Source organism: Bacillus sp. JJ722 (assembly GCF_036963345.1).
In the GTDB taxonomy this organism is placed as follows: Bacteria; Bacillota; Bacilli; order Bacillales; family DSM-1321; genus Bacillus_AD.
Map to the genome: position 1 here is coordinate 6713 of NZ_JBALMO010000028.1, position 15353 is coordinate 22065.

The following is a 15353-nucleotide window of genomic DNA, read 5'->3' on the forward strand; positions in this document are numbered from 1 at the left end:
TATGAATAATCATTTTATAAAATTGTTCGTTGATTTTACACTTCATAATGATAATCTTATAAGCCTTTAAATACAAGGTTACTTTTTTTACAACTTAGCTTTATTAAAGAAGTCCAACTTTGTACATTCTAATTGCCTCTCTAGAGCTATTAATAGCTTGAATGTTTTCATTATAGTATTTAGATAGATATGAATAAAATATAACATCAATCGTCAAAAATTGTGCAAAGAATGAACTCGTTGCTGCACTTCTATATTTTGTCTCTGGAGCTTTAATATGATGTAATGGCATGTCTACTTTCGTAGTTAGTTTGTTGTTACCAAAACGCGAAATACCAATGGTTTGAACGTTTGCTTTTGATGCAATCTCAACTAAGCGTAATACCTCTTCGGTTTTACCACTATTTGAAACAGAAATAAATACAGAATTTTTTCTAGATGCAGAAAGCGCTGTTGCCATGATATGCGCATCTTGATTCGCGATAACTACTTTCCCTAAGCGGAGCCATTTGTGCATGATATCTTCAACTACTAACCAAGAAGCGCCTAGACCATACGCATAAATAACGTCTGCTTCTTTCATGGCCTTCACAATATCAATCAATACTTTTTCATCTAAAAAAAGAGCCGTTTCTTGTAAAACTCCAACTGAGTTTGAAACAATTTTTTCTTTAATTTTTGCAATGGTTTCGTTTGGTTCAATGTCATAGAAACCTTTCTTCTCTGGATCACCTTGAGATATTTGTGAGGACAATGATACTTTTAACTCTGAGAAACTATTAATCTCAATAGAATGACAGAAACGAGTAACAGCCGAACTACTGGCTTTTGCCTGCTCAGCTAGTTCATGTATGGTCATTCTAATTACTTCCTTAGGATGATCCAGTATGTATTGTCCTACCTTTTTTTCTGATTTAGGTAATTGTGGAAACAGGCTTTCTATCCTTAATAAAACGTCCATAACACTCATGTTCTATTGCCCCTTATATTAATTTGTTAATCTAAAGATTTTAGCGCTAAATAATAGCACCCTAATGTTGATGAAATGTCGTCTGTTATAAATTGAGCTTTGATTTTTTCTTTTTTAATAGTTTTGATAAAAGTAGTTTGAACCCATTGTATTCTTGTTAAAACACTACCTTTTAAAGCAATTGTAACATGTTCTTGGAAGTCTAACTTTCTCCATAATAGTAAAGTTTGATTTGCTAAAAGTTCACCAGCATGCTTCAAAATACTTATAGCTGATTGATCACCTTGATCAGCCAGTTTAGCAATGATTGGTACATGAGATGCAATTTCCCCTTTTGTAGAAGAATAGATGTATTTTTTAAGGCCTTCTATTGTAGTACATCCAATCTCTTTAAGGATCGCATTCGTTAATGGACTATGTTTTTCCCCCTTATCCTGCTCTTGTGTTATCTTGATAAAGGCTTGCATAGCAATCCAATACCCACTTCCTTCATCCCCTAGAAGATGTCCCCATCCTCCAGTCATACCTTTAACATCCTTATGGATTCCAATACTTACCGATCCTGTTCCAGAAATAGTAAGAATACCATCCTTGCCTTTTAATAATGCGGCATGTGCAATAATACCATCATTCACAAGCAACACTGGTGTATGAAATATATCTTCAAGATATGTTTGAATTTCTTTTGGATTTTCCATTCCTCCTAGTCCCGCTAAACCAATACATATAAATCGACATTCATCCGTATTGATAGATTTTTGGCATTGCTTAATAGCTTCCATTACATGGTTGACTGCTTCTTCTTGATTGATAAGAACATTTCCGAATGAAGATCTACCTTCACATATTTTTCTTCCACTCATGTCATAAACTACAGCTTCTGTTTTCGTTCCACCACCGTCTACACCAATAATATACGCCATTTTTAAGTCCTCCTTTAATCGAAAAAAGAGGCTGTCTCAAAAGAGATGCTTAATCACTTTTAAGACGCCTTTTATGCTTTTTAACCCTTTTAAGAAACAGAAAATGAAAATTTACTCCATGGTTTTAATTCATCAATTAAAAATGTCTCTTCTGGAACAATTCGCCCAATTACGTTTGTCTTTCCTTCATTTTTCATATCTTTTAGGGCAATTTGTAGCTCACCTTTATATTGACCATATAAATCATTTTCTATTAAAATATCGCCTCTTTTAATATCAACCGTGTTGTTTGGTTCTATTCCTTCACTTTTATATTTTACCCTTGATTGTGTTGAACGGATTAAGTATTCAGATACATCTCCACGATAAAAATGAAATTCTTCTAACAATATCTTTTTCTCTAAATCTGATATCGTTTGAACCATATCAATTTTTAAGTTAAGCATATCTGCATTGAGTTTACTAATAGATTTCAATTCTCTTTCAGAGGCATAGGCATTAGCAATAATCACATCATCAATAAGCCCGGTAGCAAATAAATGTTTCGCTTGAACATCTATTGGTAAATTCCGATGCATTTCTAGCGTACACATTCCTTCCATGATCGGCCATGGACCAAATGTTGCATCCTGAGAGTTAATAAAAGCCGCAGTGCGGATTCCTTGTTTTTTAAAAGGCTCACAACATTTAAGGAAAAAAGGTAAACTTAACCCTGCATAACGATGAGGGTAAAAGTTATGTGAGCCGACTAATTGATTTAAATTTGGTTGATAAGCTAGAATCGTATCCAAATAATTTGTAGCATTACTCATATTGATTTCGATTTTCAAATTATATGGATTATGTGTCATAATGGATTCTTCATTCCCAGTAAAACCCATGTCAAGTCGAATTCCATTTGCACCTAAATTAGCAAAAAATGATAAATCGCGATATGAAATGCCTAGTTCTCCAAACACACGCGGAGATATATCGACCATTACTTCCATGCCAAGTGAGGTAGCAAATGAAATAATGTCCTTAAACTCCATCATAATTTTCTCTTGGTCGCCTTTCACTGAAAGTAAGCATGTAAATACCTTTTTACAGCCATACTTATGTGCAAGCTTAATATATTCTTTGTCTTTTTCAATCGTTGAGTGTTCCGGATAAAGGGATATACCAAACCTTTTCATTTAAGTTCACCTTCATTTTTTCAGTTTTTATTCTTTAGGAGCTAATTTTTTCACAATACGAATCATATGTAGAATCAGTTTTTGTTCACTGATAGCTGTCATTAAATGATCTTGAGCATGAATCATTAATAACGATTTTTCAGTTTTATTTCCATTAATCTCTGCTTGAATCAATTTTGTTTGTGTTTTGTGTGCTAAATTTAATTCTTCTTCCGCCTGCTTAATTAAGTTTTCCGCTTCTTGGAAATTAAACTCTTCAGCAGCTGCTAAGGCTTCATATGCTAACGATCTGGCATTTCCTCCGTGAGAAATGATTTCAAAGATATCTAACTCGTTCTGATTATCAATAGACAAATTCGCAACCTCTTTTCCTATTATGTTATTTAAAGAACTGTGGTAAATACTCCTTATGTGCTTCAAGTAATGACCGAAGAACTTCTTCAGCTAAATCATCACTAGGTACTAGTGGATTAATGGCCAATGCCAAAAGCGCCTTATCATAAGACCCTGTAACAGCGGCCTCAGCTCCAATTCGTTCAAACGATTTAATTTGTTGAACTAATCCTTGTACTTGCACAGGTAGATTTCCTACTGACAATGGGATTGGACCGTTCTTTGTAACGATACAGCTTACCTCGACAGCTGAATCATAATCCATTTCCGGGATAGCACCCTTATTCTGTATATTTAATACTTGAACATCTTTTTTATCATTATAAATCGATGAGATTACGCTACATGCAGCATCGCTATAATATGCTCCACCTCTTTGCTCTAACTGTGGCGGTTTCACATCCAATTGCTCACTTTTATACAAATCAAACAACTCATTCTCTAATTCCTTAACAACCTCTGCTCTTGTTCTACCTAACTTAAACGAACTTAATTCGTCTTCTAAAATTTTATTCGTTTTATAATAGTAGCGGTGATATGGACAAGGAACTGCACCTAAAGCTGTTAGAAATTTTGGATTCCATGGAAGTGGAGCAATGTTTTTCATACTCATCTGAATTTCAGGATTACCCAACATACTTAATACTTGTTCAGTTACTTCCTGCCCATCCACATAAACATGCGTACCAAAAACCATATGATTTAAACCAGCAAATTCAATGTAAACTCTTTTCATATCAACACCAAGCATATCTGAAATTGATTTATGCATATTAAAAGGAACATTACATACACCGATTACTTTTTTATGCTCGCTATAACGAAGAAGAGCTTCTGTGACCATTCCAGCAGGATTTGTAAAGTTTATTAACCAGGCATCGGGACAAAGTGTTTGCATTTCTTTTGTAATGTCAAGAAGAACAGGTATCGTCCGTAATCCTTTAAACAGACCCCCTGCTCCATTTGTTTCCTGTCCAATCATCCCTAGTTCTAAAGGTATTCTCTCATCTTTAATCCTTGCATCAAGCAATCCAACTCTCATTTGCGTAGTTACAAAATCTGCTCCAATCAATGCCTCTTTTCGATCAAGAGTTAAATGAATTTCCATCGGGACACCAGCTTTTTTCACCATTCTTTTAGCTAGTTGTCCTACGATTTCCAATTTTTCTTTTCCTGCTTCTATATCTACTAACCATAGCTCTCTAACAGGCAATTCATGATATCTCTTAATAAACCCTTCTACTAATTCAGGCGTATAACTAGAACCACCTCCAATAGTGACAATCTTGATTCCACTATTCTTATTCATTATTCTAGCACCTCATTTTCTGTAATTTATGAATAATAGACAATTGAATAACAAACGAACGCACTAAATACAAATAAAGTTATGAATAATAGACTTCCTTGTTTCCTGTTTTGAAACTTTCCTTCTATAAGTATGATAATTCCCGTCAAACCAACACTTATACCTATTGTATTAACCAAAAACAACGACATTGACCTATCTAAACCAATGATATCCATCACTGGGTTGAATACGAGGTTCATTAATAGAATAAATACAAAGAATAGGAAAGCACTTTTATAACTAAAAAAATGAATTCTATTAGATGTTTTCATAATATATCCCTTCTTGAAAATGATAGGAGTTTGAAGTCATTCAAACTCCTAATCTCTCATCTTATAGACTTAGCTTGCTTCTGTAGTAGTTGTTGCATGATCTACTCTTTCTTGTTCTATCAACTTTTTATCATACATCTTAAAGAATGGTAGATATACAAGGATAGATACAGTAATATTGACTAATACAAGAACGACTGCTCTCCAATCACCACCGGTTGAAAGGTACGCACCAATAGGAGCTGGTAACGTCCACGGTACCATAACATAAGTAGGATTTACTAACCCTATAGATGTCGCCACATATGCCAATGTTGCTCCTATTAATGGTGTGATGATAAATGGAATAATCAAAACTGGATTCAACACTATCGGCATACCGAAAATAACAGGTTCATTAATGTTGAAAATACTTGGAACAATCGTTGCCTTGGCCATTGTTTTACTGTATTTTGATTTAGCTGCAATAAACATGGCTAATACTAAGCCAAGTGTTGCACCAGATCCACCAATCCATATAAACCATTGGAAGAATGTTTCTGGAGCAATATGAGGAATTGCTTCTCCTGCTGCAACGGCTGCTGAATTATTAGCCAAGTAGACTTCCCAAACAGGACGAGCAACCGCACCTACTACTGACACCCCATGAATACCAAATGACCAAAAGAAAGTAATTAAGAATACTGGAATTAATACTCCTGGCAATGTGTCACCAGCTTTAACTAGCGGAGCAACTGCCTTATCTACTAGAGAGTGAAGATCAACTGCAAAAACCACTGTAATAATAGACATAATACCTAACACAATCGTAACAGGTATCAACGCCTCAAATGATCGTGCTACAGATGTTGGAACTGAATCAGGCATTCTAATTGTGATATTTTTCTTCTTACATATCCTTAATATCTCAACTGAAAAAATCGAAACAAGCATCGCAACGAATAAACCATGTCCACCCAAATTAGTCATAGGTAATACAAAACCTACATTCTCCATTGTCTCAACGCCAATTGTAAATAAAAAGGCAGCTACAGAAAGTAGTCCTCCTGATAACGGATCTAGTTTATAACTTTGTGCGAGACTATAACCAATTCCAAATGTAATATACAAAGTCATGATAAACATTGTTAATCGATATGGAATTAATATTTCTGCAACATGTTTAGCAGACCATTGACCAAGTGCTGTATCGGCTCCAACTGGTGGAAACGCAATAATTAGAAACATACTTCCAAATATAATGAATGGTAAGGCAGAAACAACCCCATCCCGTATTGCTTGTAAATGCTTCTGTTCAGAAAGTTTAGCCATCGGTGTAGAAAGATTGTTTTCTAAAAAAGCAACAAACTTATTCATCTTGTGTTCTCCTTTTCCTCAACGTATAAAAAAGAAATATTATTTCTCTAAATCATTCACCATTTGTAAAAGAGTCGCTCCACCTAATGGGCTATATGCTTGTGGCGGAATTGCCAAGCAAGGAACATTAGCTTCATCAGCAGATTGTTTAAATTGATCAAAGCGATGTTTAACTTGGGGTGCTACCATTGCAACATCCCAGCCGTTTGATACTTCTGCTTTGAATTCTTGTGCGCCAACTGCCTTTACTTCTAAATCAATACCTCTCTTTTCCCCTTCCTTCTTTAACGCGTTTACAATAATTGCGCTTGACATTCCTCCAGAACAAACAAATAATACTTTCATGTTAATTCCTCCTAAACTCTTATTATTTATATAAATTTATAGTGCACCCTTAATAAAACCGTTTGATTGCTCTAGACGTTTTATCGCTTCTTGATACGATAAATTCGTTAAGATCATTACAATGGCAACTTTAGCTTGGTTTTTAGATTTATGTAAATATGTCTCAGCTACTTCATAACTACAATCTGTAGCATCCATAATAATTCGTTTTGCTCGCTCTTCAAGTTTCTTATTTGTAGGTTGAAGATCAACCATCAAATTACCATAAACTTTCCCAAGCCCAATCATCGTGGCTGTAGAAATCATATTGCAAATTAACTTTTGGGCAGTTCCTGCCTTTAAACGTGTTGAGCCTGTAAGAATTTCTGGACCAGTGACAACTTCAATAGCGACTTTCGCAATTTTTCCAATTTCAGAACCTTTATTACAACTTATCGAAACTGTCTTGGCCCCTATTGTATTAGCATAACTTAATCCACCTATTACGTATGGTGTACGACCACTAGCAGCAATACCAATTACCAAATCATTACTTGATAGATTAATATTTTTCAAATCCTGAGAAGCTAAATTAATATCATCCTCGGCACCTTCAACTGCTTGAATAAAAGCATTTTGTCCACCAGCGATAATCCCTATCACTGTATCTAGATTTGTATTAAATGTTGGTGGGCATTCCACGGCATCTAGCAATCCAATTCTTCCACTTGTACCGGCACCTAAATAAATTAACCTTCCTCCATTTTGAAGAGAACGGATACCGAACTTTACGGCTTCAGCTATTTGTGAAAGTTCATTTTGAATACAAACAGCTACTTTCTGATCCTCATTGTTCATTAATTTTAGAACCTCGATAACATCTAAACTGTCTAAGTTCATTGTTTTTTCGTTGCGACTTTCTGTCGTTAAATGCTCTAGCATAGGATTCATCCTTTTTTGTAATCAAATTTAGAAAACGCTTACTTTCAAAACAACAATAACATTATTAAATAATAATTTCAAACCTTTTATTTTATTTTGAAATTTTATTTCATAGAAAATGTTGATTTATCAATGTTTTTCTAAGTGAATTTTTTTGAATAATTTACATATTTCTAATTTTTGCTTGAATTAATCTAGTATCATAAGATACTATTTTAGGTGATTTAATAGTTAGTGAAGATTTGAACACTTTGGAGATAATTGAAAAGAAATGGAGGCGTATACATGTACATTGTAGGATTAATGTCTGGAACTTCCATGGATGGAATAGACGCAGCACTAGTTCACATTGAAAATAGTGGCATAAATACGAAAGTGAAACTAGTAGAATTTATTACTCATCCCTTTCCAGATCATATAAAGCAAGAAATAGTTCAATCATTATCTAAATCAGATTCGAATGTTCAACTGATTTGTAGTCTAAACTTCAAGCTCGGAAAGCTTTTTGCTGATGCTGTTAAAGAAGTATGTAATAAAGCAAACTTTCGCTTAGAAGACCTTGACCTTATTGGATCACATGGTCAAACCATTTTTCATCAGCCATTACATGAAAATGAATGGATACCGTCAACATTACAAATTGGTGAACCTGCTGTGATTGCATACGAATGCCTAACTCCAGTAGTATCAAATTTTCGAACAATGGATATGGCAGCTGGTGGTCAAGGTGCTCCATTAGTACCTTTTACAGAATGTATCTTGTATCACAATCAAGTGAAAGGACGCTTGTTACAAAATATAGGTGGTATAGGTAATGTAACAGTACTACCTAAACAAGCTACTCTAGATGAAATATTTGCATTTGATACCGGTCCAGGAAACATGATTATTGACGAAGTATGCTACCAACTATTCAATCAAAAATATGATAAAGATGGCATATTAGCTTCACAAGGACAAATCAACAATGACTTATTAACCTATTGCTTGGATAATCCTTTTTTCTCTAAGAACCCACCAAAAACAACGGGAAGAGAACTATTTGGTAAACAGTATGTGGATTCCCTTATTAAGAAATTCAACGATGTTCCAAAACTTGATATTTTAACAACTGTCACTATGTTTACTGCAAGATCCATTGTTGATAGCTATAAACAAGATATTTTTCCTAAAATGAAAATTGATGAAGTAATTATTGGCGGTGGTGGAAGTTATAATAAAACCTTGCTGACCATGATTAAAAGTTTATTAGACAAACCAATTACTTTACTTACTCAAGAAGATTTAGGATACTCTTCAGAAGCAAAAGAGGCCGTAGCTTTCGCTATTTTAGCCAATGAAACATATCATCACAATCCAAGTAATGTACGCACTGCAACTGGCGCACGGGAAGCTGTTATTCTTGGAAATATGACTTTCGCTCCTTTCTAATATTTTATTAAGCTAATTTTTAATAGCCATTTTGATTTACCAAAATGGCTCTCTTTTTTGTAAAGAGAATGTTGAAAAATGGATAATTTGTACAGGTCCTCTTTATAGATGTATCAGAAATACTTTTAGGTATTTTACCAAGAAAAAATCTTATAAAAATATGTAAACAAAAACAGGTAGAAAAGCATCTCCTCTCCCACCTGTTTTTTTATTTTCCTTAAAACTTAATTAAGTTCGGCTTAAAATTATTTTCTCAAAAATAATTTTAGTACTATAATTTAATCTCCTATATAATCCCAAGAATTCGCTTATGACAACCTATCCTTAAAATCATGATAGCTAAACTTATGCAAAATACGGCAATCACCGCTTTTTTCTCTAATAGCAATTGATGGCAATGCCATACCGTTAAAGGTGTTATTTTTCACCATAGAGTAAATAGCCATATCTCCGAAGATAAGTCGATCTCCATTCTGTAACGCGTTATCAAATGAATAATCTCCTATTATATCTCCTGTAAGACAGGTCGGTCCACCAAGGCGATACGTAAATGCTTTCTCTCCCGCTTCACCTGAACCAATTAGCGGCGGGCGATAAGGCATTTCTAATACATCTGGCATATGACATGAGGCGGATGTATCAAGAATAGCAATATCGATTTCATTTTGCATCGTATCAAGAACCGTTGTAACTAAAAATCCCGCGTTTAGCGCAATCGCTTCACCAGGCTCAAGATAAACTTGTAAACCGTATTTATCCTTCATACGTTTGATACAATCTTCAAGCAATGAGATATTATAGCCTTCTCTCGTTATATGATGACCTCCACCAAAGTTAATCCATTTTAACTGTGATAGCCACTGACCAAACTTCTCTTCAACCACATCAAGAGTTTTAGCTAATGCGTCAGCATCTTGCTCACAAAGTGTATGGAAATGGAAACCTGAAATACCATCAAGTAATTCCGGGCGAAAATGTTTTAACGTTACACCAAATCGAGAACCTATTGCACAAGGATCATATATTTCATGGCCTTCTTGCGTGGAGCATTCGGGATTAATACGAATACCTACACTCTTACCTGCTTTTCGAACCTTATCTCCGAATCTTTCAAGCTGTGAAAAAGAATTGAAAATAATATGATCACTTAGCGATATAATTTCATCTATTTCATCTTCACGATAGGCTGGGGAAAAGACATGATTTTCTTTTCCCATTTCCTCATAACCGAGGCGAGCTTCATATAAACCACTAGCAGCCGTCCCACTCAAATACTCACCAATAAGTGGATACATGGCATGCATAGAAAATGCTTTTTGCGCTAAAATAATCTTACATCCTGTACGTTCCATCACACCGTTCAGAATCTTTAGATTTTTTTCAAGAAGTGCTTCATCTACTACATAACAAGGTGTCGGTAACTCTTCAAACCTCATATTAGTCAACAAGCTCCGGATTGAAGCTTTCTTTCCAAGGAAGTCCCCATTTATTCAATGCTTCCATGAATGGATCTGGATCAAATTCTTCAATATTATAAACACCAGGCTTATTCCAAGTTCCTGTCATTAACATCATGGCACCAATCATGGCTGGAACACCAGTTGTGTAAGCAACTGCTTGTGAACCCACTTCTTTATAGCAAGCTTCATGATCGCACACATTGTATACATAATATGTTTTATCTTTCCCATCTTTCTTACCACGGAAAATACAACCGATGTTTGTTTTTCCCTTTGTGCGTGGTCCAAGCGAAGAAGGATCAGGCAATACAGCTTTCAAAAACTGAAGCGGAATAATTTGTTTTCCTTCATATTCAATTGGCTCAATAGAAGTCATACCTACGTTTTCAAGACATTTTAAGTGAGTCAAATAACTTTGACCAAATGTCATGAAGAAACGAATGCGCTTAATTCCGGGCATGTTTAAAGCAAGTGATTCAATTTCTTCATGGTGCAATAAATACATTTCCTTATCACCGATTTCAGGGAAATTATAAACGCGTTTAATTTCCATTGGTTTAGTCTCTATCCACTCACCATTTTCCCAGTAGCTTCCATTAGCAGAAACTTCACGGATATTTATCTCAGGATTGAAATTCGTTGCAAAAGGATAGCCATGGTCACCTGCATTGCAATCCAGAATATCGATATATTCGATTTCATCGAAGTGATGTTTAAGTGCATGGGCAGAAAATACACCTGTTACACCAGGGTCAAAACCGCTACCTAACAGTGCAGTAATACCTGCTTCCTCAAAGCGTTGACGGTAATCCCACTGCCATTTATATTCAAATTTAGCTGTATCTTCCGGCTCGTAGTTAGCAGTGTCTAAGTAATTCGTCTTTGTAGCAAGACATGCATCCATAATTGGTAGATCTTGATATGGTAATGCAAGATTCATCACAATGTCAGGTTTTACTTCTTCAATTAATGCAATTAACTGTTCAACATTGTTTGCATCTACTTGTGCTGTAGTGATTTTTGTTTTTCCGCCATCTAGTTTTGCTTTTAACTCATCACATTTTGATTTTGTACGACTTGCAATACAGATTTCCTCAAAAACCTCGTAGTTTTGAACACATTTGTGTATAGCAACAGATGCTACACCACCACAACCAATAATAAGTGCTTTTCCCATTTTCATATCTCCTATCAAAATATATTTTTTATAAAGCTAAAAGTAATTCTCTAACTGTCTTACAAGCAGTTGCAGTTGAGATCCCACTTGGGTCGTAAGTTGGCGACAATTCATTAACATCGCAACCTACGATATTCGAACCTTTACATACTGTAAAAATAGCATCGAGTAATTGCATAAATGTAACCCCACCTGCTTCAGGTGTACCTGTGCCCGGAAATACCGATGGATCAAGTACGTCAAGGTCTACTGTAAGGTAAACCGGTTTATCACCGATTTCCTTTACTACTTCTTTAAGTCCTTCAAAATTAAATTTGTTAGTAAAAACATGACCTTCTGCACTCCACTTAAATTCAGATTGGTCTCCTGAACGAATTCCAAATTGATAGATGCGTCCATCTCCGAGAATATCATGGCAGCGACGAATAACAGATGCGTGTGACAATTTTTCACCTAAATAATCGTCTCGCAAATCAGTATGTGCATCAAAATGGATAATGTGCAAGTCAGGATGTTTTTTAGCAACAGCCCGTACAGCACCAAGCGTAACTAGATGCTCACCACCTATCATAATAGGAAGCTTTCCATCTTCTAAAATCTTGCTTGTTCTTGCATCAATATCATTAAGAACTCGCTCAGGGTTGCCAAAGCATAATTCCAAATCACCACTATCAAAAACAGATAGATCTATTAAATCTTTATCTTGATATGGGCTATACGTTTCAAGTCCAAACGATTCCGAACGAATCGCTGAGGGACCAAATCGTGTACCTGGACGGAAAGAAGTAGTTCCGTCAAAAGGAACGCCGAACAAGACAATCTTTGCATCTTCATATTCAGCATCACAACCAATAAATGTTTCGATGTTTTTATTCAACATCCCGTAACAACTCCTCTACATAAGTTGGTAAGGAAAACGACCCCACATGCAGTTTTGGATTATAATAACGTGTTTTTATACCCAACGATTTCCAAGTTGTATTTAAATCGGATACAGGGTGATATTTTTTGGAAGCAAACCCAAACAGCCAATGTCCCGATGGATAAGTTGGAATATGAGCTTGATAAACTCGACTAATCGGGAAGCTTTCCACAACACGTTTGTGAGCCCGCTTCATAGCAGCCACATCTTCAGTATAAAATGGACTTTCTTGCTGATTTACCATAATACCGTCTTCACGTAGCGCTTTATAACAACTTCCATAAAATTCTTTCGTGAACAATCCTTCACCTGGACCGAAAGGATTGGTTGAATCAACAATGATTAAATCATACTGATTTTCACATGAGCGGATAAATCTCAGACCATCCTCAATATGAACCTGAACACGTGGGTCATCAAAGGAACGAGCGGTTTGAGGCAGATATTTTTTGCACACGTCAATCACCATCTCATCAATTTCCACCAAATCAATATGCTCTACCCCTTTGTAGTGCGTTATCTCGCGCACTACACCACCATCTCCTGCACCGATAATTAGAATATTACGCGGATTCGGATGTACGGCCATCGGTACATGGGTAATCATTTCATGATAGATGAATTCATCCTTTTCAGTTAACGTAATATTTCCGTCTAGGGTTAGAATGCGACCAAATTCTTTGGATTCGAACACATCAATACGCTGAAATTCGCTCTGAACACTATATAGCTGTTGTTCTACCTTAATTGAAAGTTTCACATTAGCCGTGTGGAGTTCACTAAACCATAGTTCCATGTTGTCACACTCCTTTTAATACATTCAGATGCTCTATTTGTAAATCTTCTGGTCCTGTCATAGAACAGCCTTTTTCTTTTGCGTACTCAATATAATCAATGATTTCCTCTGTAATACGTTCACCCGGAGCAAGAATTGGAATCCCGGGTGGATAACACATAACAAACTCACTACATACTCTGCCCGCAGTCTCCCGAAGAGGCAATGATTCTTTTTGTGCATAAAATGCATATTGTGGAGTCGTGACTACGAGCGGATCTATATATTCTTGTGTTATTAAACCGGATTTGTTACTACCATATAAGCGACGAATTTCAGCCAATGCACTTACCAGTCTTTCTACATCACGTTTTCGATCTCCGACTGATACATACGCGAGTATATTTCCGATATCTCCAAACTCAATCTGAATATCATATTCATCACGTAAAATATCATAAACTTCAATCCCTGCAAGACCGATGTCAAGCGTGTGTATCGACAGCTTCGTTTCATCAAAATCATAAATACTGTCGCCGTTAATTAGCTCTCTTGAAAAAGCGTAATAATCTCCAATCTTATTGACTTCGCCTCGTACATATTCTGCTAATTCAGTTACCTCGCGGAAAATCTCCTTACCGTTTAAAGCAAGATTACGTCTTGAAATATCTAAACTAGAAAGCAGCAAATAAGATCCGCTGGTCGTTTGTGTCAAGTTAACAATTTGTCGTGCATAGCCAGCATTTACTGATGGTCCTAGTAAAAGAAAGGAGCTATGTGTCAAACTACCACCTGATTTATGCATACTTACAGCTGACATATCCGCCCCCGCTGCCATAGCAGAAATAGGGAGATTGTTCGCGAAAGATAAATGCGTACCATGTGCCTCATCAACTAACACTAGCATGTTATGTTCGTGAGCCAGCTTCACAATACTGCGCAAATCTGAACAAATGCCGTAATAAGTAGGATTATTCACTAAAATTGCCTTTGCCTCTGGATTTTCTTTAATCGCTTTTTCAACCTGACTAATTGACATCCCTAGTGCTATTCCAAGTCGTTTGTCCATTTCAGGATTTACATACACTGGCTCTGCGCCACATAAGACAAGTGCATTAATCACACTGCGATGAACATTACGTGGAAGAATAATTTTGTCACCTTTTTTACAAGCAGTTAGTACCATACCTTGTACTGCTGAAGTGGTACCGTTGACCATAAAAAACGCATTTGCAGCACCAAATGCTTGTGCAGCAAGTTCTTCAGCATCCTTAATAACCGCTACAGGATGACATAAATTATCCAATGGCTTCATAGAATTTACATCAACGCTGACGCATTGTTCCCCCAGGAAAGCGGTCAAATCTGGATTACCTCTTCCTCGTTTATGACCTGGGACATCGAATGGGACGATGCGTTTCTGTTTGAACTGTTCTAAGGCTTCATAGATGGGTGCTCTTTCCTGCGTAAGCAGATTAGAATACTTTGTTTTATTCATTGATAAACCTCCATTCCACTGAGTATTTCAATCATTTCACACCGTAGACTTGTGCTGAAACAACTCTATTACGTGTGATAACTCATACTCGTTAATGTTTAACTAATCGTTATTGTGCCAATCAATTTCGTTGACCAGCATGTTTTCATGGAACAGATTTGCCTTATAGACATTCATTCCCACAGAATCATATCGCCGCAATACCTCTTTATCACAATTCTGAATAGACTTAATTTTGAGACTTCAGCACAGCTTCTCACCTTCTACAAAACATTTGAAGTCTCGCACTCAAATAAAATCTCTTCATAAATCGACAAATAAAAAAAGCAAGTGCATGGCGTATGATCACGCATCACTTGCTTTAAGATATAATTACAATATTAA

14 protein-coding genes are annotated in these 15353 nt (G+C 35.9%); 1 reads left to right on the top strand and 13 read right to left on the bottom strand.

What is annotated here, in order from left to right; all coding sequences use genetic code 11:
• Positions 1-103: 103 nt before the first annotated feature.
• The 8 genes from V7014_RS04465 to murQ all read right to left on the bottom strand — a co-directional run bounded on the left by V7014_RS04465 (position 104) and on the right by murQ (position 7706).
• Complete coding sequence (locus V7014_RS04465; protein WP_335504587.1) at positions 104-970, bottom strand: MurR/RpiR family transcriptional regulator; 867 nt, start codon at positions 968-970, stop codon at positions 104-106.
• Positions 971-996: 26 nt separating this feature from the next.
• Positions 997-1893, bottom strand: a complete 897-nt coding sequence (locus tag V7014_RS04470; protein ID WP_335504589.1) for a BadF/BadG/BcrA/BcrD ATPase family protein — start codon at positions 1891-1893, stop codon at positions 997-999.
• Positions 1894-1982: 89 nt separating this feature from the next.
• Complete coding sequence (locus V7014_RS04475) at positions 1983-3068, bottom strand: DUF871 domain-containing protein (protein WP_335504591.1); 1086 nt, start codon at positions 3066-3068, stop codon at positions 1983-1985.
• Positions 3069-3095: 27 nt separating this feature from the next.
• Entirely contained in the window at positions 3096-3416 is a 321-nt protein-coding gene (locus tag V7014_RS04480; RefSeq protein WP_438824865.1) for a PTS lactose/cellobiose transporter subunit IIA, read from the bottom strand.
• A gap of 31 nt (positions 3417-3447) precedes the next feature.
• Positions 3448-4770: a 6-phospho-beta-glucosidase gene (locus tag V7014_RS04485; protein ID WP_335504593.1), complete on the bottom strand. Its 1323-nt coding sequence runs from the start codon at positions 4768-4770 to the stop codon at positions 3448-3450.
• A gap of 383 nt (positions 4771-5153) precedes the next feature.
• Positions 5154-6440, bottom strand: coding sequence for a PTS sugar transporter subunit IIC (locus V7014_RS04490; protein ID WP_335504594.1), 1287 nt, complete (start codon positions 6438-6440; stop codon positions 5154-5156).
• A 39-nt stretch (positions 6441-6479) separates the two neighbouring features.
• Positions 6480-6785, bottom strand: coding sequence for a PTS sugar transporter subunit IIB (locus V7014_RS04495; protein WP_335504596.1), 306 nt, complete (start codon positions 6783-6785; stop codon positions 6480-6482).
• Between the two features lie 36 nt (positions 6786-6821).
• Positions 6822-7706, bottom strand: a complete 885-nt coding sequence (gene murQ, locus V7014_RS04500) for an N-acetylmuramic acid 6-phosphate etherase (protein WP_335504597.1) — start codon at positions 7704-7706, stop codon at positions 6822-6824.
• A gap of 285 nt (positions 7707-7991) precedes the next feature.
• Between murQ and anmK the strand changes: the two genes are divergently transcribed.
• Positions 7992-9137 carry an anhydro-N-acetylmuramic acid kinase AnmK gene (anmK, locus tag V7014_RS04505; RefSeq protein WP_335504599.1) on the top strand — a complete coding sequence of 382 codons (1146 nt, stop codon included), beginning with the start codon at positions 7992-7994 and terminating at the stop codon, positions 9135-9137.
• Between the two features lie 308 nt (positions 9138-9445).
• Here anmK and nspC read toward each other — a convergent pair whose 3' ends face one another.
• From nspC to V7014_RS04530, 5 genes are read right to left on the bottom strand one after another with little or no spacing between them, the layout of a single operon-like run.
• Positions 9446-10573 (bottom strand): carboxynorspermidine decarboxylase, encoded by a 1128-nt coding sequence (nspC, locus tag V7014_RS04510; RefSeq protein WP_335504601.1) that lies wholly within the window; start codon positions 10571-10573, stop codon positions 9446-9448.
• A gap of 1 nt (position 10574) precedes the next feature.
• The gene (locus V7014_RS04515; protein WP_335504603.1) at positions 10575-11774 is read right to left on the bottom strand and encodes a saccharopine dehydrogenase family protein; all 1200 of its coding nucleotides are present in this window, start codon (positions 11772-11774) and stop codon (positions 10575-10577) included.
• Between the two features lie 28 nt (positions 11775-11802).
• A complete protein-coding gene (speB, locus tag V7014_RS04520) occupies positions 11803-12654 on the bottom strand; it encodes an agmatinase (RefSeq protein ID WP_335504605.1) in 852 nt (283 codons plus the stop codon).
• Complete coding sequence (gene speE / locus V7014_RS04525; RefSeq protein ID WP_335504609.1) at positions 12644-13492, bottom strand: polyamine aminopropyltransferase; 849 nt, start codon at positions 13490-13492, stop codon at positions 12644-12646. Before speE ends, speB begins: the two co-directional genes overlap by 11 nt.
• 4 nt (positions 13493-13496) lie before the next feature.
• The gene (locus V7014_RS04530) at positions 13497-14969 is read right to left on the bottom strand and encodes an aminotransferase class I/II-fold pyridoxal phosphate-dependent enzyme (RefSeq protein ID WP_335504611.1); all 1473 of its coding nucleotides are present in this window, start codon (positions 14967-14969) and stop codon (positions 13497-13499) included.
• Positions 14970-15353: the final 384 nt, after the last annotated feature.